Origin of the sequence: Paucilactobacillus nenjiangensis, assembly GCF_005405445.1 — a bacterium.
Taxonomy (GTDB): domain Bacteria; phylum Bacillota; class Bacilli; order Lactobacillales; family Lactobacillaceae; genus Paucilactobacillus; species Paucilactobacillus nenjiangensis.
On the sequence record NZ_BJEB01000015.1, the window covers coordinates 16,457 to 37,997 of the forward strand.

Consider the following 21,541-nt stretch of genomic DNA (forward strand, 5'->3'; position numbering starts at 1 on the left):
ATTTATGTTTCATTTGATTACTAACATGCAAAATAACTATATGGATTATTTGCATGCATCAGACGGCGGTACCTATAAAACCATGACAAGTACCATCTGCAAAAATCAGATTAATTTAAAATCCGTAAAGACGTGGATGTATTCATTAGCGGTTGTGCCGATTCTGGGTGGACTAGCGTTAGGCTATTTAACCGGTCCGGTTACGTTTGGTATTGGAATTTTAGCTGTGATTATTGGTCTGGCATATTCAGCTGGACCCAAGCCATTGAATTCAACATTTTTGTGTGAATTTGCAGTTTCATTTCCAATTGCGATTTGTATTCCGATGACGTATGTCTATTTAGGAAGTATCAATTCCTGGCAATTCGATGGAGTGTCGATGCTCAGATCCGCAGCCATTTCGTTAGTGCCATTTTTAATTTTTTACATGCTCCAGTTAGCGAATAATACTTGTGACTTAGAAGAAGATGTTCAAAACGGTCGTAAAACATTAGTTTATTATTTGCAAAAACCAACCGTTTTCAAAGTCTTCACAGTGTTGTTCTGGACTGCAGGCCTGGTAATGTTACCACTGGTCCTTTTCAAATTAGCTCCCTGGACTATCTTATTGACCTGGGTGATTTTTCCAAAGGTCTGGAAAAAATCAAAAATCTTTTTTAGTAACCAGGATAAAGCTACTGTCTACGGAATTTTGGTTAAGAATAATTCACAAATCGTGATGCTCTATGTATTGTTATTTGCAATTGGCACAATGATTGAAAAAATATTTTAAATTTTAACTGAAATTGGTTAATCAATACGTACTTAATATATGTATGGCAATAACAGCCATATCCTAACGGTTCTAGTATCATTGTGGGATCCTCATCAAAACAAATCTAATGTTAGGAGGCCCATAATGAAAATTAGAGAAAGGTCATCTGTTGAGTTGGATAGGTTTCAACTATTCTGCGATGCATGTCAGGCTATTAATAATCTATTAACGATTATTCTTGCCCTAATTCATGCATTTAAGTCAAAAAATAAAGCACTCGCTTAGACGACTGCTTTATATCAACATATGATACTAATGTTAGGCGGAGAGTTAACTGCTACGACAGTTAACTCTCTTTTCATCTACTAATATAGTACATCCATCTAAAAAACTCAACCAAAAAAGATTAATGTAAAAGCGCAAAATTAACGTAGTCAATGTAAGCTTGTGAAAAAAATATTAAGAATAATTAAGGTTGAGGAAAATCCTTGAGGTGCTATTTTGACATCGTTATAATGAATTTAAATTGAGGGAGGTACTATGATGGATAGAACTCACGAAATGCGACGCTTGGAACTTAGATTAAATGCAGCACAAACAGAAATTACCTATTTAGCGAGTGCAAATCTCGAAATGGATAAACAAATTGCGGCACTGACAGACAACGTACAAGAATTGACGGCGTCATTACAAGAGGTGCAAAAGCAACTTCAAGCAATCAAAGAATAAGTTACATTTTTTTAAGGACAGTTTGAGCTTTAGCAATCATATCGTATAAGTATCTTTGCTTAGTTTGAATATTTAAATCATGATTCAATTCATTAATTACGTGCTCGGCCTGTTCAGCAATTAACAGGCCTGTTTCTGTGAGCTGCAAATGGTCACTGCGACGATCATGGTCTGAAACGGATTTTATCACTAATCCATCTTCGACAAGTGAGTTAATCGCACGTGTGACACTACTTTGATTGAGCTGTACGAGTCGATTAAAATCACTGGAAATGATGTTGGGATTGTTTTTCAATTTCAATAAATAGAAATAGTTGTTGGCGGTTAAACCAAAGGGCTTCAGTTTTATATTGATGGTACTAGCAACTTGCCGGTCTAAAATGGCGAGCTGTTGTACCAAATCAGTTGGTTGTGAATTCATATGGTCAACTCTTTTCAATAGGTTATTTTGTCTCATTGTACCAAAAAATAAGCTGTGAAATAAGGCAAGATACAATTAAAATATGCTGTTTATCCGCACAATTGGATAAACAGCGTATTTAGTTTGTGCTGAGTTTGTAGACTCAAAAAGCGCGTTAGATTTCAAATTATGAATCTAAATAAGTGGGATTATCTTTGAACATTGCCCAAGTTTGTTTGGTGCGTTCGTCGTTTTCGGCTTTAGTGGCATTTAATTGTTCAGTTGAGGTATCAAAAGTGATGTGGGGAACATCATTTTCCAATTGTGAAATGACGGCCGGAATAAAGAGTCAGCTAAGTCTGAACCATAGCTATGTTCGTTAGAACCACCCAAGGAAGTATTCACGGCAGGGGGCAAAATTTCAAATACTTTCAAACCGGTAGCATCCACTTGTAACCGGAGGACTTCTGTAAAGCCATGCAGACCAGTTTTGCCAGCGGTATAAAATGGGACCCAAACACCGGGGTTAATGACTAATCCAGATGAGACGTTGACGATGGCGGCATCTGATTGATGTAATAAATGATCCAAAGTCAGGATACTCAAATGCATGGGAGCTTCGAAGTCAATTTGTAGTTCTTGCTGGTAGTAGGACCAGTCTTTATGGGCATTTTGCAAATTAATCCACCGCTGAATGCCGGCATTGTTGATTAAAACACTGTAGTCGGGAAATTTAGCGTTGAGATCTTCGACTAATTGTTCGCGCGCACTGGCAGTACTCAAATCGGCTTGGATAACATGTAGTCGTGGTTCATTTTGTTGTGCGGTTTGAATATTTTGTTCGTTGAAGTCGACCGAAATAACTTGATTACCCATCTCGATAAGTTGTTGAGCTAGGGCAAAGCCAATGCCAGTAGTTCCACCGGTGATAACGATTGTCTGATTGTTTAGTTTCATAGCAGCAATTCCGCCTTTTGCTGGAAGTATAGCATGTTTGTTACACAAATGCATGCATTTGCATTTAAATTGTGAATGATGATACAATAGCCATGAAAAATGAAAGGAGGGCATCAAAATGATTTTAGTAACTTCAGCTGCCGGACATACTGATGGCATTATGGTTGAAAGCTTGGTGGCCGGTGGATTTGATGTGGCAGTGACGGATATTGATCCGCAAGTTAAGGAAATCCCAGGAGTTAAGCAGGCCTATGTTGGTGATTTAACGGATTTACATTTTATTCAATCGATGCTGAAAGAAGTTGATCAAGTGGTTTACATTCCACCATTGTTTTCGCCCCAAGAAGCATTAATTGGTCAGCAATTAGTTGATACGGCGGCCGCAGAAAATATTGAACAATTTGTATTCATTTCGGTGACGCATCCAATTTTGACGACGTTGCTGCAACATGTGGCTAAACGAGATGTGGAAGAACATTTAATTTACAAGGGGATGGAGACTGGTTTAACCTATACTATCTTACAGCCAATGCATTATATGCATAATTTTGATCCTGAAATGGTTAAATCAACTGGGGAATATCGTATTTTCTATCAACCTGATAGCCGTGTTTCTTATGTGGATCCAGCTGATGTGGCGCAAGTGCTCAAATCGATTCTGATTAAGCCCGCCAAACATAACAAGGCAACGTATGAATTAGTGGGGACAGATCCATTATCACCCAACGAACTTGTGCAAATTTTTAATGAAAAGTTCGATACTAACGCCAAGGCAGTCTACGTGTCAGTCGATGAATTTTTAGATCAAATTGGTGCCACGGATTTGTACTTTAGAAAAGGCTTTGAACAGCTAGCTTATTCATACTCCACTTGGGGATTAGATGGTAATTCCAACGTCCTATCATGGTTATTAGGCCGTGAGCCAGTGTCATTTACAGAATACTTGGACCGTTTTGAATTGAAATAGGTTGTTTAACAAAAAAGCCACACAGACATGGAATATTTTCAATGTCTGTGTGGTTTTGTCGTTTAATTATTTTTATTCTAGTGATCCTTGAACAAGCCATAATGTGGCAAATTTATCTGCTTCATTTATGTCAACAGTAACTGTATCACCTTTTGTAATCTTTTTGGAATCATCTGTATTAGAAACAATTACAGTAAACCCACCAGGGGCAGCGAGACCAACACCGATAGAGCTTTTTCCAACTTCAGTTACTTTAAATCGTAGTGTTTTATCGGTCACGTTAGTGCCTTCATTTAATGTACTGACAAATTCCTTACCTTCACTTGATGTTGTGGCGGAATAGTCCGCAGTGGGAAAAACAAGCATAATAATCACAGCAAGAGCAAATGATACAGCTCCAACTGCAATTGTTAGTAAACTTTTTTTCTTGTTCGTTTTGCGAACTAAATTAATTATTAACCAAACCACTCCAATAAATAATAAAAAGAGACCTATAAGTGATAACCAACCCGACAATGTATCCATAACAACCTCCAAATTAATGTTTTCCTATTCCTTTTTATATGATGACATATTTGTAGACATAAAACTATATAGAATTATGCGTTAAAGATAAGCATGCGAACTAGTTGTAACATTTTTGGTTGTATATGTAGCGTCTAATATGTTGACATATTAGACTCAGATATATTTTTAAAAATGCGGTACAATTCAGATTAACTTGCTGTCCAACCACCATCCACTGTGACGACCGCACCATTTACAAATGATGAATCATCAGATGCTAAGAACAAGGCAACTTTAGCAATGTCATCTGGTTTGCCCATTGGTGCAGCACCTAGAGCACTAATTGCTTTCATACCAAGCTCATCAGGATCTTTGATAGCTTTAGTCAAGTTGGTTTCTACGCCACCGGGAGCAATTGCATTAGCGCGGATATTCTTATAACGTCCGTAAGTAGCGGCAATGTTTTGAGTTAAACCAACAATTCCGTGTTTCGAAGCAGTATAAGCGGCTCCACCACGAACACCAAACAACCCACCAACGGAAGCAGTGTTGATAATTACTCCGCCATCTGGTTAATCAAGCATGACGTTGATAGCTTCACGTGAGGCCATGTAAGGGCCATTCAAATTAACAGCTAATACTCGATTCCAATCGTTAGTGGAAGTATTAGTAACCGTTCTAAAGTTATCCAAAATACCGGCATTGTTGACGAGAATATTTACGTGGTCATAACGTTCCACAGTCGCTTGGACTAAGTCAATAATGTCGTTTTCTTTACTCATATCAGCGACAAAGCCAGAAGCTTTTCCACCGGCGTCAGTAATTTCTTTGACCGTCTCATTAATTGCGGCTTCGTTAAAGTCTGCAATCATAACGATTGCACCTTCAGATGCGTACAAACTGGCAATTGCCTTACCCATTCCGGAGCCACTTCCCGTGATAATCGCAACTCTTCCTTCTAATTTTCCTGCCATGATGTTACCTCCATATTTGTATTTTTTGCTCTATAATAATTGTACTCCAATGAATGCAGACGCATGCAATATTTGCTTATGGATAATAAATAAAGATCAATTAACAATAATTTGTTAATTAAGTTATTGAAATAATGAATTTCAAAGAAAATTTTTAATGCTCAAAATCACAAAATTTAATATGAGAAAATATTCACAAGTAATATTTTTTGTAATGCAAGAAGTTAAGGATACGTTATAATTAGCGTTAAAAAGGCGTTTGTGAATTTTAGCAAAATTAAAATTAGTTCTTGACTATTTTTTTGAAAGCGGATACAATGGCAATCGTAAAAGTTACTTAACCGGTTAACTTAAATTTACAGCTTTTACATACCATTCAAAGCACGTTAATGCCTTGGTAATACAAGATTTATATATTTTTAAGGAGTTTGTGTATTTTTTAATTTTATTAACCGTTTAACTAAAAAATATAATGAAAGGATGACATAAATATGTTATTTTCTAATCGAGCAAATATTGACCTAGCAGATTATGACAAGTTGCAAAAAGCGATGACTTTTTTGCAAAATACGGATTTAAATAAAACACCACTCGGACGTAGTAATCAGGAGGGTAGCAAGTTTTATTGCCAAACATTGGAGTATGAAACTGAAGATATTGAAAAACTTGACTTTGAAGTCCATGAAAATCGATTAGATTTGCATTACATTGTTGAAGGTGAAGAAAGAATTGATGTATCACCAGATACACAATTCGTTAAGCTATCAGATTACAATTCTGATCGGGATCTTCAATACGTCCAAGTACCAAAATATTTTAATCAAGTTTTGTTGCATCAAGGTGATTTTGTTTTAATTGGTATGCATGAGCCACATCGGACGAATGGATTTATTGGAAAGCCAGGACATGTTAGAAAAATTGTTTTGAAATTAGGAAGGTAGGAACAATGGAATGAATAATGCGACTTTACAAAGTAAATGGACTGCTAAACAATTCTTTATTATTGCTGGAATTTGGCTTGCATTTTTGATCAGCTTTATTACGCGTTTATCTTGGTCAACGATTATGCCAACCGCAATTGATTCACTACATTTTACAGTTCAACAAGGGAACTCTTACGTTACTATATTTTATATTGGATATGCTATTTCAGTTTTGCCTGGTGGAATGTTAGCAGATAAGTTTGGTTATAAAAAAATGCTGTTAGCAGCCGTCCTGGGGAACTTTGTAGTAATGATTGCAATGGTGTTTATGCAGGGATACTGGATGGGATTTGGATTACGTTTCCTTCTAGGACTAGTAAGTGGTCCTGATTTATCAGCATGTTTGGGAATCATTACAGAATGGTTTGATGGAAAAAAGAGGGCAACAGCTACTGGTATTTTTAATACATGTACTTCGTTTGGATTAACAGTTATTAATATCTATGCTCCTTCAGTAATGGTTCACTATGGTTGGAGAGCAACAATGGGTGTAACAGCACTATTCCCACTTGCTGCATTATTCTTTGCATACTTTGCTTTGAAGGGCAATCCTCCATTTCCACAACAATTTGGAATTAAAAAAGCAAATGGTGAGGTTAAAACAGAGTCAGCAATTTCTCGCTTGAAAGGTGCTATAAATAATAGAAGTGTTTGGATGCTAGCTATTACAGGATTGTTTGCAACTGGTGCTAAGTGGGGAGTTACAAATTGGGCTAACTTATTTATCGTAAAAAGTTTGAAATTTAGCGTAATTACTGCCGGAACTGCAATGTCAATTTTTGGTATAACTTCCCTTGTATCAATGATAGTTGCTGGCTGGATTTCAGATCATTCTAAGTGGTCACGTCATGTGTGGGCATCAATTTTTATGGCTATTTTTACTCCAACAATTATTGGCTTTGCACTAACCCCACATGGGAACTTATTTATGCTGTATTTCTGGACAGGTGCAATGGGTGTTGGCGCATTTATGTTTAGTACTATTACCAACAATCTTTCAGTGGAAGTAGCACCTGCTGATCAAAGAGGAACAGTTTCGGGGTTCATAAATGCATTTAACCAATCAGGTTCGTTCTTAGCACCAGTCTTGTTAGGGCAAATCTTAGCTGCCACTGGTAGTTATGTGTCTGCATACTTGATTATTTCGGTATTTCCACTGATTGCAGTGGTTGCACTACTGTTTGTAAGAGAATCGGATGCAGATAAGTATGCTGCAGCACCTGCCGCAGCAATTGAAGAGTAAAACAAAAAAGGAGAAATTAATTATGGAATTTGGATTAAGCAAGAGTCACACAAACAATGAAAAGGTACAAGCACGAATTCAAACTGCATTAGATTGGCTAGATTCTAAATCAACAGATGAATTACTTGCAGAACCCATTGGAAACAAAGTTATTGCCGAAGGTGTAGAGTTAAGATTTCAGAGTTATGATAGCCGTCAATACGATACGATGAATTATGAGACACATCGTGAACATGTTGATATTCACTATATGATTAAAGGTGCAGAATGGGTCCGTTGGGCTGATGAAGGGACTGCCGATGCTGTTAGTGAATATGATCCTGAGGTTGAGATTCAATTTTTTGGGCACCCACGTACGCAACATGGTAAAGCATTATTAACAGATCGACATTATGCAACCTTCTATCCTGCAGATCTACATGCTGCACATGGTGTTGTTGATGGCAAGGTTGGACATAATCGCAAAGTTGTTGTAAAAGTTGCAATCGATTAGTATGTGCAAAGCTAACCTATCCAACGCTAGGTTAATCAGAAAGGGAAATTAATTTATGGCAAAGAAAAAAGTTTTAGTCACGGGAATTATTCCAGAACAGGGCCTCGAAAAAATTGAAGAAGTTTGCGATGTTACGTATACCAATGGTGAACCATACTCGCGTGAATGGATTTTACAGCATATTAGTGAGTATGAAGGATTACTTTTAATGGGTACAAAGGGTGATAGAGAATTAATCGAAGCTGCCACAAATTTAAAAGTTATCGCAGTAAATGCTGTTGGATTCGATCATGTTGATATAGAATATGCTAAGGAAAAAGGAATTGTTGTTGCAAATGCACCACAAGGCGTTCGAGTTCCAACCGCCGAGATGACAATTGCATTATTATTGGCAACTGTACGGCATTTACATGAGTATGACGCGATTGTTCGTTCTGGAAATTGGGTTGACGTGAGTGAACAAAGATATATGGGTATGAGTCTTCAAGGAAAAACTTTAGGAATTTTTGGTATGGGACGTATAGGAAGTACAGTTGGTAAATTTGCTCAAGCTTTGGGAATGAGTGTGATTTATAATGATGCTTATCGACTATCAGAAAAGCTTGAGAAGGAATTGGATGTAAAGTATGTTGAATTCGAAGAACTTGTAAAAAATTCAGACGTTATCACATTGCATGCACCTGCACTACCTTCAACTCAAGGTATCTTTAATGCTAAAGTATTTAGCGAGATGAAAAATACCGCCTATATTGTAAATGCTGCTCGTGGCGTACTGATAAACCAAAGTGATTTAGTAGAAGCTCTTGAAAATCACGATATTGCTGGAGCAGGTTTAGATGTTTTTGAAACTGAACCAGATGTTCCAGAAGCATTGCGTCAACTAGATAATGTTATTTTGTCACCACATGCTGGTACTGGAACGCTTGAAGCAAGAATAGATATTGCAGCTGAAGCCGCAAATAATATTATTTCTGTACTGAACGATGGGAAAGCAACTAACATGGTTAACAACGTTGAAAAATATTTGTAATTTAAAAGTTTTGTAATTTAAAAGTAAAGTATTGATATTTTGAAATCAATACTTTATTTTTTTCACGAAAATGGATTATTTTGCATTGACAATAATTCATGATAGAGTTTATGTTAAAGTTAATTCTTAAGAGACAAATTAAACATACAGGGTATTACAAACGTTATTGACAAATTTACATTAAGAAATAGTTAGTCATCAAATGGTCGTAATATTTCAGACTAATAAGGTCGGAGGAACTTTTTTTGGAAAAATTAACAATCAAAGATATTGCACAAATGGTAAACGTGTCGACTGCAACCGTTTCTAACTATTTAAATGGGAACTACTCAAAAATGTCGAGTAAAACGAGAAATAAAATTGAACAAATGATACAAGAAACTAATTATATCCCCAGTTCAATTGCTCACGATTTGGCAACAAATGATGCAAAGACAATTGGCGTATCTGTCGCTGACATCACAAATCCGTTTACTTCGACCGTCCTTTCGGGAATTTATGATGCATGTGGATTGTTAGGATACACAGTTATATTCACTAATTCAAATTCTGACTCTGCACAAGAAATAGAAAATATAAATAAGTTAAAACGACAAAATGTATCTGGCCTAATAATTGATCCTGTTGATGCTCAGAGTCCTATTTTTAAAACATTAAGCAATAACGATGCAGTAATGCTGGATAGGGAGGCATTGAGCATACAGATTGATACCGTTGTGACTGATAATTTTAATGCGGTGAATAAATTTGTCTCGACGATGTTAAAAAATGGTTATGAAGAAATGTATTTTATTACTTGGCCAATTGAACAAGTTAGTACTAGACTAATTCGTTATCAAGGCTTTTTAGAAGCTACACAGTATAAAAATGATTCTCACTGTATAGAAATTGACAATCATAAAAGCAATATTGATCAACTTAAGTCAATTTTAAGTAAAATTATCAATGAGAACGAACATAAAAAAGTCGGCTTTTTTTCAATGAATGGGAAAGTATTGATAAGTCTGATTCAAGCAATGAGAGCATTAGGGAAAAAATATCCAGATGATTATGGTATTGGTTCATACGAAGATCTCGATTGGATGGAAATAATGACTCCAGGTATTAGTTGCGTTCATCAAGATTCATTTGAAATGGGAGTTACTGCTGTAAAAACATTGATAAATAAGCTTGTTGACGAAAATAAAACTCCAAAATTACCACAAAGGATTGTGGTACCAACAAGAATGGAATTAAGGGAGTCATTTTAATTAGATAGTTATAGTGTTTTATTGACTTTTAAAGAGAAAACGAATACAATTACTGTATAGTTAAGCGGTTAACAAATTTTAAATAAGTTTTACAATGCTTTACCCGACTTATTCGGTGCAGAATATGAATGACAGGTTCATATTTTTTTGCTAGTTTGGTTAAGCGGTTAACATCGAAAAATTTTTAAAATGAAAGGTAGTCAAAATGAATACTGCAAAAATATTTTCAGATCAATTGGATCATTGTTACGCAATTATGCGGCTGGAAAATAATGATCACGATTTTCTAGTAGTGGCATCTGAAGAAGAGGAACCATGTTTCGCATATGATTTAAATGATAATTTTAAGAAAATTAGCGTTTGGAATGATGTTGGTGGAACGATGACGATGATTCAAATTCCTGGTACGTTAAACTTTTTGGCAACGCAAAAATTTTATCCAGGCTTTAATTCAAAAAATTGTCGAATAGTGAAAGAAACGTTTAATGGAACAGACTGGGATCAATCCATTGTTGGTGATTTTCCTTATGTACACCGTTTTGATTTGATTCAACATGAACAAGGATTATGGTTTATTGGTTGTTCCATTGCTAACTCAAAGAAAAATGTAGATGATTGGACGAATCCAGGTAAGGTATGGGTCGGAGATTACAATGATGAATCTGAAGAGGTTGATAATCTTAGAGATTTAGATTTTACTTTAACAAAAAATCATGGTTACAAAAATATGGGTAATTATTCTTTAATCACAGGTGTTGGAGGAGTTTATCGAGTAGATTATCCAACAAAAGAATCTGATTGGAAGCTTACACAGCTGGTCGCAGTGGAAACTAGCGACATTGCCACCGCAGATATAAATGGTGATGGTAAGGACGAATATCTAACTATTGAAGGATTTCATGGTCCATACACGAGAATATACGATTCAAATTTCAATACACTTTATAAAAGTGAACAAGAAACTCCATTTGGACATGCCATTTGGGGAGGAAAAATCGGATCAAAGCAATATTTTGTTTTTGGCTATCGTGAGGGGAAACAAGATCTTGAGTTAATTAATTTTGAAGACAATAAAATTAATATCCAATTAGTAGACAACCAAGTTGGTCCAAGTAATGCAACTGTGTATGAAAAAGATGGAATACAGTATATATTTTCTGCCAACCGTGAATCAGATGAAGTAGCTGTGTATAAGATTATCGACTCTGAATAGGCAATATAATAGGTGAAAATTTATGGATAAGTATTTTTTAACTATTGATAATGGTGGTACAAATACCAAAGCAATAGTATTTGATGAGAATGGAAGACAACTTGGAGTGTTTGCATTTCCTACAATGCGAATTGAAGAAACTTCAGGTTTTCATGAAATAAATTTACATGATTTATGGGACTCCATTTGTGATGCTATAAAAAAAGCAATCAGTAATGCTGATATTAACCCGGAACAAATCGCTGGTATTTCATGTGTTGGCCATGGTAAAGGCCTATATATGTTAGATAAAAATAAACAAATATTTGCTAATGGGATACTGTCAACTGATTCCAGAGCTGTTGATTTGGCTACTGGCTTTGAAAATAATGTAGACAAAATATTTTCGATAAGTCGTCAGCATGTTTTGCCAAGTCAATCTCCAGTTTTATTAAATTGGATGAAAAATAATAAACCGGATGTGTATTCAAATATTGGCTATGTGCTTTCAGCGAAGGATTTCGTGAGGACAAAGCTGATTGGTGACATATTCCAGGAATTTGGAGATGCGTCCGGAAATAATATATTAAACTTGGAAACTCAGAAGTATGATTTAAAATTATTTGAATTCTTTGGGATTACTGAAATGTATGACAAAATGCCTCCATTAAAAAAGTACGACGAATTATGTGGGTACGTTTCAGTCGAAGCCGCTTCACAGACTGGCTTAAAGGCTGGAATACCGGTCTTTGGAGGAATGTTTGATATTGACGCTTGCTCAGTTGGAACTGGAGTATTAAATGAAGATTACTTTAGTGTCATAGTAGGAACATGGAATATCAACGTGTTTGCGTCGAATAAAAGTGCAAACAAAGATTCTGGGTTGATGAATTCTATTTATCCAACGGGTGCAAATTTAGTCGAGGCATCAAGCGCAACATCGGCAGGAAATCTTGAAATGACATTGCAAAGTTTAATGTCCGAAGAAATAAAAAATGCAAACGAAAATCACAAAAGTATTTATGATATTTTAGAAGATTTTTTGAATCATACAGATGCTAAATTCTCAAGAGTAATCTTTTTTCCTTTTTTATATGGATCAAATGTGAATCCAGATGCAGAAGGAGCGTACATTGGAATTCAAAGCAGTACAACTAAGTCGGCTATGGTTCGAGCGGTATACGAAGGAATAGTTTTCGCACACAGATATCATATTGAACAACTTGTAAAAGTTTTAGATCACAAGCCAAAGGCCATTAGACTTTCCGGTGGGGGAACCAATTCTAAAGCTTGGGTACAAATGTTCTCTGATATATTGAATATTCCGATACAACTTGTTGAAGCTACCGAAATTGGTGGTTTAGGTGGTGCAATTGGCTCAGCGGTTGGGAGCAGTGTTTATCCCAATATTGAGACTGCAATTAAAAAAATGGTTCATTTGCGTTCTGAGACATTGCCTAATTCAAAACAGTCTGCAATTTACGACCAAAAGTATCAAATGTATCTAAAATTATTGAATAGTTTGGATAATTCGTGGCGAGATTTAAAAACAATGCAGGAAGGACTTGAGCAAGAATGAATTCATTAGGTATTTACGAAAAAGCCTTACCAAACACATTGAGCTGGCGTGAAACGTTTGAGCTGGTTAAAGAATTAAAGTTTAATTTTTTAGAATTTTCAATTGATGAAAGTGATGAAAAATTGGCTAGGCTTGAATGGACCCGTGAGCAAAGAGAGAGTTTTAGAAATGACATGTGGGAAACAGGCGTTAGAATTAATACTATGATGCTATCAGGCCATAGAAGATTTCCATTAGGATCGAAAGATGAAAATATTCGAAATAAGTCTTTAGAGATGATGCAAAAGGCTGTGGATTTGGCAATTGATTTGGGTATCAGAAATATCCAAATGGCAGGTTATGATGTATTTTACGAAGACAAGTCTGTCAACTCAAGAGAACTATATGTAGAAAATTTAGAGAAATGTGTGCATATGGCCGAGGAAAAAGGCGTGATGCTTTCAATTGAGACGATGGATGATTCGTTTATAAATTCTCTTTCTGAAATTGCACATTATAAAACTCAAGTTAGAAGCCCATGGCTGCAAAGCTATCCGGATCTTGGTAATTTAACTGCTTGGCCTGAAAATGATGTTGCTAAGGAACTTGAAAATAATATTGATAATATAGCCGCAGTGCATTTGAAAGATACACTTCCAGTCACCGCCACTTCAAAAGGACAATTTAAAAACGTTCCCTTTGGTGCAGGAACGGTAGATTTTGAAGGTTGCCTTAGAACGTTAAACAGGTTAGGATATTCTGGAGGATTCACAATCGAAATGTGGTGTGGATCAGAAGTTGATTCAATTGAGCAGGTTAAAGAAGCAAAACACTTTTTTGATAATTTATTTGATGAAGTTGGTATTACTCAAGAACCAGTGCTCGATATTTTGAAAAATTAATCTGGAGGGATTAGTATGCTTGAAGATTTAAAGCAAAAAGTTTATGACGCAAATATGTTATTACCTAAACTGGACTTAGTTACATTTACCTGGGGTAACGTTTCTCAGATTGATCGTGAATCTGGTCTATTCGTCATCAAGCCTTCTGGTGTTGATTACGACAAATTACGTCCTGAAGATATGGTCGTTGTTAACCTAAAGGGTGAAGTTGTCGAAGGTGACATGAACCCATCAAGTGATACACCAACTCACATGTATTTGTATAATCATTTTCCTAATATTGGTGGAGTTGTTCATACACATTCACCTTGGGCAGTTTCATTTGCACAAGCTAAAAAAGATGTACAAGCATTTGGTACAACACATGCCGATACTTTCTACGGGGATGTTCCAGCCGCTGATGCTTTGACACAGGATGAAATTGAAGGCGAATACGAACTAAATACTGGTGAAGTAATTGTTCGGACTTTTAAAGAACGCGGAATTGATCCAGATGCTGTCCCTGCAGTTCTCGTTAGCCAACATGGTCCATTTACTTGGGGTAAAGACGCCGCTGACGCAGTTCATAACGCTAAAGTGTTGGAAGTTGTTGCTGAAATGAACTACCATACATTGATGCTAAATCCATATTCAGACAACCATGTACCACAATATCTCTTAGACAAGCATTATTATCGTAAGCATGGTGCTAACGCATACTATGGTCAAGATAACGCTAAGTCAAAAGATCACGCAAAATACTAATCGAAAATAATTAAACACATTTGCCAATTTTAGCAAATGTGTTTTTTAAATGCAGATTATTTTTCAGTGTCGATAATTTCATAATAAAGGTGATAAACAACATCTTTTAAACGATCAAATTCTGAATCGTTCAAAATTTGATTTATTAAAAAAATTGGCTTTGAAGCATTTACCCCAGCGGATTCTGTAATAATCAAATCAAAATTTGTAAATTTACGCTCATGGGGGTTGGGGGCATACTCACTTTTGCCTTGGATATTTTTAGTGCTTAATGTAATCGGAATAGGATTTTGACGTAAAATAGTTGAGATTAAATTTTGACTGTAAATTGGTAGTGAGGAAAGTAATAATATTCGGACTGAAGAAATTGGTTTTATTTGCTGAGCAAAATTATAAAAAATCATTGACAGAATTGTAATCTGTTCTGGAAGTAATCCGAATGGGAATAAATGACTAAACAGAGGAAGTACATCAAGGTTATCCAATGATTTTGTAACATAGCCTTCGAATTCGCTATCTTTATATAAATAGTTGTAATTTGATATAGATTTATAGTTTACAGCATACCAAAAGGGCTTAAATTGGGTTTGTATTTCTTTGATTAAATTTTCAATCTCATTTTCAGTTGCTGAGATTTTTGATAATTCTAAAACCGTTGTAGTGATTTTCTGACTTAATATTAATAAATCTTGAAAATCATCAGCATTAAAGTGTGCATCGCTTTCCTTTGCCACGCTTAATAATTGAAGTGTTAAAAATAATTTTGCTTCCATCGAAACCGTTGCATTTAAATTGCTAGCTAATATTTGTGAGAACTTTTCGATTACGATATATTCTTTCCTAATCATAAATTTTGCAGCATCTTTTGCAGGGAAAAGTTTATCTTTTTCGTCGGTGAAATATGCATCGAAAAGTGCGGATGAAATACCAAATAATGTAAGTGCAATTGCATCATAAGTTGAAATTTGTTTGGATAAGTAATTATTATAAATATCTCTTAGCTTATTGCTGACTGAAAAAAATTGAGATTCAGAGAACTTAACTTTTTGAGCAGTGAAGAAGCATTCAAGTAGCTTTGAATTATATTGTAGTAAATTTAGATTGTCATATAAGTGAACCAAACGTTTATACAGTGGCTCATGAAATTCAAAACCAATTTTTTTTGAGAAGATTGGTTTAAATTGGTTTCTTTTTTTTAACTCGGATATATCACGCAAAATTGTGTTCCTTGACATGCCAAATAAATCTTGGAATTTGGCTAAGGTCCATTTTTGTGAAGGCAATGTAATTAGGACATCCATCAATAATTGTCGTTCTGCAGACACAATATAATTGTCATTTTCATAATCTACTAATTTGGTTGTAAGTAAAGTTATCTGTGCGTTTTCAATTTTTTCATTAGGAAATAAAAAATTTTGATGTACTATACGAAGCTCATTATTCGCTTGTTGTAACAAAGAATAGATAGATCGTTTTGGTAAATTCAATTCATGTGAAATAGTTTCAACAGGTGGCAAAGTTGTGTGTGAAGAAACATATTTTATAAATTTTGAATAATTTAAATTCGAAGACTGCATTTAAAACTCCCCTTTGCTGATATGAAACCCCATGTATATTATACAATGTAACCATTTTCATTTACAGTCTCATGAAACGGTTAACTAAGGGGGATAATGGTACTGTTTTTTTATTATAGGTGGGCATATTATTTATCTATACCAAGACATGTAAGCGCATACAGTTTATTGGAATAATTAAATAGGACGGTAATTGAATTATGACTAAACCTAAAAATATTCAAGAGGCAACAAGAGAAAATTGGATTCAGAATACATTTCCAGAATGGGGTACTTGGTTAAATGAAGAAATTGAAAAGTCTGTTGTGCCTGAAAGCAATTTTAGAATGTGGTGGTTAGCAAATAATGGTGTTTGGCTTAAAACACATGAGGATACCAATATTTTAGTTGACTTATGGAACGGAACTGGCAAGCAAACTCATGGGAATGGACTCATGAAAGATGGACATCAAATGATGAGAATGAGTGGCGTGCGGGAGATGCAACCTAACTTACGGCTCCAACCATTTGTCATAGACCCTTACGCAGTCAAAAACGTTGATGCTTTGCTAGTTACACATATCCATTCCGATCATTTGGACATTAATACTGCTGCTGCGGTTTTGCAAAATAGTGGTCCTGACACTAAGTTTATAGGTCCACAAGCAGTAGTAGATATTTGGAAAGGCTGGGGTGTTCCTGAAGACAGAACCATCGTAGTTCATCCTGGTGATGAAGTTAAAGTTAAGTCAGTTACAATCAAAGCATTAGAAGCATTTGACCGCACTGCATTACTCACTGTTTCAAAAGAAGAAAAGATTGCTGGTCATTTACCACAGGATATGAACGAAATAGCCGTCAATTATTTGTTCAAGACTTCGGGTGGTAATTTGTACCATGCAGCGGATTCACATATGTCAAATATGTTTGCAAAGCATGGTAATGAAAATAAGGTCGATGTAGAAATAATCAACTATGGTGAGAATCCCAGAGGTATTACAGATAAAGTAACATCAATTGATGTTCTACGATCTGCTGAAGATTTAAAAACAAATGTTGTTATTCCTGTACATTATGATATTTGGTCAAATTTTGATGCAGATCCGCAAGAAATTGTGAAATTGTGGCAGATGAAAAAAGATACTCTAGATTACAAGTTTCATCCCTTTGTTTGGAAAGTTGGTGGAAGTTACACGTATCCACAAGATAAGGAAAAAATTCAATTCCATTATAATCGAGGTTTCAAGGATGTATTTACACATGAGAACGATGTTCCGTTTACATCCTTCTTGTAGAAAAATGTAAATTTAAAATGAAATGAAGGTGTAAAAATTGAGCATGTTGAATTATTTTTATGATAATGACTTGATTAGAATCTACAAAAATCAACCGAAAGATTGGCGAGACTCTTTAAAGATTTCAAGTGAAAATTTGGTTAGTAAGGATATTATCACTGAAGAATACGTTAACGAAATAATTAATAATGTTGAGACAAATGGAGCGTACATCGTTATTGTGCCGGGAGTTGTGATGCCACATGCTCTTGCAACTGGACCTGGCGTTCTTGATACTGGCATAAGCTTTTCAAAATTCGAGGAACCTGTTTCGTTTGAAAAAGATAATCCGGAAAAACAAGGGAAATTATTTTTTACACTGGCTGCAAAGGATGAAGAACAACATTTAAAGAATATTCAAGATTTAATGGAATTATTGCTGACAGAAGGAATGATTGAGGCACTGTCGGGTATAGAAACGATGGAAGATTATGAACATGTTATGAGGGACTTTGAAACTGCTGGAAGTTAATGAAATGTGAGGTGTTGCAAAATGAAAACTGTACTGGATGGAATATTTGCGGTTTGGAGTTACTTTGCTAGTAATATATTGACCCAACCTGCATACATGATTGGATTTATTGTATTAATTGGATACTTATTAGAAAAAAAGCCAATTTATGAATGCTTGGCAGGATTTTTAAAAGCGACAGTCGGTTACATGATTTTAATGGTTGGGTCAAATGGATTGGTTAACAGTTTTAGACCAATTTTGACTGGACTTAAGGATAGATTCCATTTAACGGCAACAGTTATTGATCCGTATTTTGGGCAAAATGCCGTGACAGATGGTGTTATGAAGACATTTGGACGATCATTCGGAGATGTAATGATTTTATTGCTTATTGCATTTGTATTTAATATTTTGTTAGTGCGGTTTTCAAAATACACAAAAATGCGCGCGGTATTTACAACTGGTAATGTACAAGTTCAGCAAGCAGCAACGGGATTTTGGATTTTATTATTTGCTATTCCAAGTTTAAATCGCATTGAAGTCTTGCTAGTTATGGGCGTTTTACTAGGATTGTATTGGGCGGTAGGATCAAATTTAACAATCAAACCAGTACAACAATTGACTGACGGTGGGGGTTTTGCCGTTGCGCACCAACAAATGTTTGGTATTGCGTTAGTTGCGTGGATTTCTGATAAATTTAAAAGCAAAAACGAGGGCGAAGGAAAAAAGAAGGCCAAACGGCTTGAAGATGTTGAACTCCCCGGCTTTTTAAAAATTTTTAACGAAAACATGGTGGCAACCGCAATCTTAATGTTCATGTTCTTTGGAATTATCATGTTAGTTTTGGGTAAAAGCTATTTCAGCGGAGTTTACGCATCGTCTGATGGAGTATCGGGATTAGCACCTAAAGCCAGTTTCTTTTTCTATATTCTTACAACTTCATTAGGGTTCGCTGTTAATTTGGCAATCCTACAATTAGGAGTACGTACCTTCGTTGGGGAACTTACTGAGAGTTTCACTGGAATTAGTGATACTATTCTTCCAAATTCGGTACCTGGTATTGATGTTGCAGCAACATTTGCGTTTGGTGAACAAAATGCTGTCACAATTGGTTTCTTATTTGGAGCTTTAGGACAATTTTTGGCAATTGGTGCTCTAATATTGTTCCATTCTCCAACGATTATTATTGCAGGATTTATTCCTCTATTCTTTGATAATGCGGTCTTTGGAGTTATTGCCAACAATAGATCTGGTGCAAAGGCAGCAATGATATTACCTTTCTTCTCTGGAATAATTCAAGTTTGTGGAGCAGCACTTATTTCTACTTGGATTGGAATGTCTAAATTCGGAGGATACCTTGGCATGTTCGATTGGGACACACTTTGGCCAGCATTTACGGTCATCCTGAAGTACCTAGGATACTTTGGTATTGCAGTTGTGGCACTGATTTTGATAATTATTCCACAAATTCAATATCGAAAAGATCCGAAAAACTATTTCTTGATGGTTGAAGATTATGATGCCTATAAAGAAGCTAAAAAAAATAAATAATTATTTTACAAATTGCTAAATATAGAAATGAAAGATAGGAGCTTATTATTATGAAAATACTAGTGTCTTGTGCAAATGGATCAGGAACAAGCTTAATGATGATGAAAAGTGTTCAAAAATCAATGAAAAAACTGGGTATCCCAATTACTGAAATTAATCATACTAGTATCTCGGAAGGCAAGTCTACAGCTGCCCAGTACGATGCTGTCTTTACACCTTTAAACTTTACAGAAATGTTTGCTGATGCAGAAGCAAAAGGAGTTAAAGTTGTTGGAGTTAAGAATGTTATGAGTGAACCTGAAATTACTAAACGAATTCAAGAAGAAACAAACTTTGAAGAAAAATTTAAAAAGTGAGGTTAAGAAGATGACAAAACCTAATTTACAAATTGCCCTAGATCAAAATACTTTAGCTGATGCTGCAAGAATTGCGCATTTAGCCGGACCAGTAGTTGATATTGTGGAGGTTGGTACTATTCTGGAATTACAAGCAGGCCAGCAAGCCATAAGTGTGATGAGAGAAATGTTTCCTGATAAAATTATTGCTTCAGATACAAAATGTGCTGATGCAGGATCGACTGTCGCGCAAAATTCAAAAGATGCTGGAGCTGATTTAATGACAGTCATTGATTCAGCGACAATTCCAACGATGAAATCAGCCTTATCAGTTTTGAGTGGAATTCAAGTTGAACTATATAGTGCATGGAATTGGGACTTGGCAAAAGAATGGAAAAAAATTGGGATTGAACAAGTTATTTATCATCAGAGTCGAGATGCTTTATTAGCTGGAGAAGTTTGGGGTAAAAAAGACTTGGACATTGTTAAAGGATTTATTGAGCTTGGCTTTAAGGTTTCAGTTACTGGTGGATTAAATGTAGACACAATTAAGTTATTCGAGGGTGTTCCGGTGTATACATTCATCGCCGGCAGAGCCATTACGGGACAAGATAATCCAAAAGCTGCTGCTGAGGCCTTTCAAGAAGAAATAAAGAAATACTGGTAATTATTATGGTTAAAATTGGTGTAAATGAAAAATCTTTGCCATTTGAACTAAGTTGGTTTGACAAGTTAAATTGTGCAAAATCTTGTGGATATTCATTTATTGAATTGTCAATTGATGAAACTGAAGACAGAATATCCAGGCTAGATTGGACAAAAGGGCAACGTTTAAGCCTAGTTGAAGATGTCATTAATACAGGAGTACCAATTGATACTATGATGCTTTCTGCATTAAGAAAGTTCCCACTAGGTTCTGCAAACGCTGAAATATATGATAAGTCTTATGAAATTTGCCAAAAAGCCATAATTTTGGCAAAAGATTTAGGTATACGAAACATTCAAATTGCTGGTTATGACGAATATTATGCTGCTAAATCGTTGTTAACGCGCGAAAACTTCATTGAAAACCTACGCAGAGTTGTAAATTTTGCATCTGAGAATCAAGTCATGATAGCGATAGAGACAATGGATGACAAGTTCATTAACTCAATTGCTAAAATTCGAGAAATAAAACAAGAGATTTCATCACCATGGTTGCAAGCCTACCCGGACTTAGGAAATATATCAGCTTGGCCTGAAAATATTCCAAGCTTAGACTTAGCTGAGGGGCTTGAAAATATTGTATCTGTTCATGTCAAAGATACTTTATCGGTTACAAGTACCTCACCAGGTAAATTTAAAAATGTACCTTTTGGTGAGGGAGATGTCGAATTCTTCGGGCTCTTTAAAACGCTCAAGCGAATTGGATATAGCGGCACTTTAACAGTTGAAATGTGGTCAGAAAAAAATGATAATGCTGTTGATTTAATGATTAAAGCCCACACATTTGTGACTGAATTATTAAGCAAAGCAGGATTAAATATAGAAAATTAAAATTATGTAAAAAATGTGGCTGGGAAAAAACTAATTCCAGACTATAAAAAATAAAGGGACTTTGGAAAAACACTCCAAAGTCCCTTTAACTA

At 35.5% G+C, this 21,541-nt stretch carries 23 protein-coding genes and 1 pseudogene; 19 read left to right on the forward strand and 5 right to left on the reverse strand.

The window, feature by feature from the left end:
• Positions 1-4: 4 nt before the first annotated feature.
• From FFM59_RS03625 to FFM59_RS03630, 3 genes are all read left to right on the forward strand, one after another.
• A complete protein-coding gene (locus FFM59_RS03625; RefSeq protein WP_263854036.1) occupies positions 5-772 on the forward strand; it encodes a prenyltransferase in 768 nt (255 codons plus the stop codon).
• 126 nt (positions 773-898) lie between these two features.
• Positions 899-1,039, forward strand: coding sequence for a hypothetical protein (locus FFM59_RS10010; protein ID WP_170175920.1), 141 nt, complete (start codon positions 899-901; stop codon positions 1,037-1,039).
• Between the two features lie 255 nt (positions 1,040-1,294).
• On the forward strand, positions 1,295-1,483 hold the full coding sequence (locus FFM59_RS03630; protein ID WP_137601686.1) for a hypothetical protein: 189 nt from the start codon (positions 1,295-1,297) through the stop codon (positions 1,481-1,483).
• Position 1,484: 1 nt separating this feature from the next.
• Here FFM59_RS03630 and FFM59_RS03635 read toward each other — a convergent pair whose 3' ends face one another.
• Both FFM59_RS03635 and FFM59_RS03640 read right to left on the reverse strand, forming a co-directional pair.
• Positions 1,485-1,904 (reverse strand): MarR family winged helix-turn-helix transcriptional regulator, encoded by a 420-nt coding sequence (locus tag FFM59_RS03635; protein ID WP_170175921.1) that lies wholly within the window; start codon positions 1,902-1,904, stop codon positions 1,485-1,487.
• A 249-nt stretch (positions 1,905-2,153) separates the two neighbouring features.
• Positions 2,154-2,840, reverse strand: coding sequence for an SDR family oxidoreductase (locus FFM59_RS03640; RefSeq protein WP_170175922.1), 687 nt, complete (start codon positions 2,838-2,840; stop codon positions 2,154-2,156).
• Between the two features lie 118 nt (positions 2,841-2,958).
• On the opposite strand from FFM59_RS03640, the gene FFM59_RS03645 reads away from it, so the two are divergent.
• Positions 2,959-3,807, forward strand: coding sequence for an SDR family oxidoreductase (locus FFM59_RS03645; RefSeq protein WP_137601689.1), 849 nt, complete (start codon positions 2,959-2,961; stop codon positions 3,805-3,807).
• A gap of 72 nt (positions 3,808-3,879) precedes the next feature.
• Here the strand turns inward: FFM59_RS03645 and FFM59_RS03650 are convergent, their stop codons facing one another.
• Both FFM59_RS03650 and FFM59_RS03655 read right to left on the reverse strand, forming a co-directional pair.
• Entirely contained in the window at positions 3,880-4,332 is a 453-nt protein-coding gene (locus FFM59_RS03650; RefSeq protein ID WP_137601690.1) for a hypothetical protein, read from the reverse strand.
• 191 nt (positions 4,333-4,523) lie between these two features.
• A pseudogene (locus tag FFM59_RS03655) lies at positions 4,524-5,288 on the reverse strand (glucose 1-dehydrogenase).
• A 491-nt stretch (positions 5,289-5,779) separates the two neighbouring features.
• Here FFM59_RS03655 and FFM59_RS03660 point away from each other — a divergent pair.
• The 9 genes from FFM59_RS03660 to FFM59_RS03700 all read left to right on the forward strand — a co-directional run bounded on the left by FFM59_RS03660 (position 5,780) and on the right by FFM59_RS03700 (position 14,683).
• Positions 5,780-6,229: a NanQ anomerase/TabA/YiaL family protein gene (locus tag FFM59_RS03660; protein ID WP_137601691.1), complete on the forward strand. Its 450-nt coding sequence runs from the start codon at positions 5,780-5,782 to the stop codon at positions 6,227-6,229.
• A 10-nt stretch (positions 6,230-6,239) separates the two neighbouring features.
• Positions 6,240-7,514, forward strand: a complete 1,275-nt coding sequence (locus FFM59_RS03665; RefSeq protein WP_137601692.1) for an MFS transporter — start codon at positions 6,240-6,242, stop codon at positions 7,512-7,514.
• Between the two features lie 22 nt (positions 7,515-7,536).
• Positions 7,537-8,007 (forward strand): NanQ anomerase/TabA/YiaL family protein, encoded by a 471-nt coding sequence (locus FFM59_RS03670; protein ID WP_137601693.1) that lies wholly within the window; start codon positions 7,537-7,539, stop codon positions 8,005-8,007.
• Between the two features lie 55 nt (positions 8,008-8,062).
• On the forward strand, positions 8,063-9,037 hold the full coding sequence (locus FFM59_RS03675) for an NAD(P)-dependent oxidoreductase (protein WP_137601694.1): 975 nt from the start codon (positions 8,063-8,065) through the stop codon (positions 9,035-9,037).
• Between the two features lie 245 nt (positions 9,038-9,282).
• Positions 9,283-10,287 carry a LacI family DNA-binding transcriptional regulator gene (locus FFM59_RS03680; RefSeq protein WP_137601695.1) on the forward strand — a complete coding sequence of 335 codons (1,005 nt, stop codon included), beginning with the start codon at positions 9,283-9,285 and terminating at the stop codon, positions 10,285-10,287.
• A 205-nt stretch (positions 10,288-10,492) separates the two neighbouring features.
• The gene (locus FFM59_RS03685) at positions 10,493-11,500 is read left to right on the forward strand and encodes a hypothetical protein (protein WP_137601696.1); all 1,008 of its coding nucleotides are present in this window, start codon (positions 10,493-10,495) and stop codon (positions 11,498-11,500) included.
• Positions 11,501-11,522: 22 nt separating this feature from the next.
• The gene (locus FFM59_RS03690; RefSeq protein ID WP_137601697.1) at positions 11,523-13,058 is read left to right on the forward strand and encodes an FGGY-family carbohydrate kinase; all 1,536 of its coding nucleotides are present in this window, start codon (positions 11,523-11,525) and stop codon (positions 13,056-13,058) included.
• Positions 13,055-13,939 (forward strand): L-ribulose-5-phosphate 3-epimerase, encoded by an 885-nt coding sequence (locus tag FFM59_RS03695; protein ID WP_137601698.1) that lies wholly within the window; start codon positions 13,055-13,057, stop codon positions 13,937-13,939. Before FFM59_RS03690 ends, FFM59_RS03695 begins: the two co-directional genes overlap by 4 nt.
• A 15-nt stretch (positions 13,940-13,954) precedes the next feature.
• Complete coding sequence (locus tag FFM59_RS03700) at positions 13,955-14,683, forward strand: L-ribulose-5-phosphate 4-epimerase (protein WP_137601699.1); 729 nt, start codon at positions 13,955-13,957, stop codon at positions 14,681-14,683.
• A gap of 56 nt (positions 14,684-14,739) precedes the next feature.
• On the opposite strand, the gene FFM59_RS03705 is transcribed toward FFM59_RS03700, so the two are convergent.
• The gene (locus tag FFM59_RS03705) at positions 14,740-16,260 is read right to left on the reverse strand and encodes a BglG family transcription antiterminator (protein WP_137601700.1); all 1,521 of its coding nucleotides are present in this window, start codon (positions 16,258-16,260) and stop codon (positions 14,740-14,742) included.
• Positions 16,261-16,460: 200 nt separating this feature from the next.
• Between FFM59_RS03705 and ulaG the strand changes: the two genes are divergently transcribed.
• From ulaG to FFM59_RS03735, 6 genes are read left to right on the forward strand one after another with little or no spacing between them, the layout of a single operon-like run.
• On the forward strand, positions 16,461-17,534 hold the full coding sequence (gene ulaG, locus FFM59_RS03710) for an L-ascorbate 6-phosphate lactonase (protein WP_137601701.1): 1,074 nt from the start codon (positions 16,461-16,463) through the stop codon (positions 17,532-17,534).
• 37 nt (positions 17,535-17,571) lie between these two features.
• Entirely contained in the window at positions 17,572-18,045 is a 474-nt protein-coding gene (locus FFM59_RS03715; protein ID WP_137601702.1) for a PTS sugar transporter subunit IIA, read from the forward strand.
• 21 nt (positions 18,046-18,066) lie between these two features.
• Positions 18,067-19,578 (forward strand): PTS ascorbate transporter subunit IIC, encoded by a 1,512-nt coding sequence (gene ulaA, locus FFM59_RS03720; RefSeq protein WP_137601703.1) that lies wholly within the window; start codon positions 18,067-18,069, stop codon positions 19,576-19,578.
• Between the two features lie 50 nt (positions 19,579-19,628).
• Complete coding sequence (locus FFM59_RS03725; protein ID WP_137601704.1) at positions 19,629-19,934, forward strand: PTS sugar transporter subunit IIB; 306 nt, start codon at positions 19,629-19,631, stop codon at positions 19,932-19,934.
• Positions 19,935-19,944: 10 nt separating this feature from the next.
• On the forward strand, positions 19,945-20,580 hold the full coding sequence (locus FFM59_RS03730; RefSeq protein ID WP_137601705.1) for a 3-keto-L-gulonate-6-phosphate decarboxylase UlaD: 636 nt from the start codon (positions 19,945-19,947) through the stop codon (positions 20,578-20,580).
• A gap of 5 nt (positions 20,581-20,585) precedes the next feature.
• The gene (locus FFM59_RS03735; RefSeq protein WP_137601706.1) at positions 20,586-21,449 is read left to right on the forward strand and encodes an L-ribulose-5-phosphate 3-epimerase; all 864 of its coding nucleotides are present in this window, start codon (positions 20,586-20,588) and stop codon (positions 21,447-21,449) included.
• Positions 21,450-21,541: the final 92 nt, after the last annotated feature.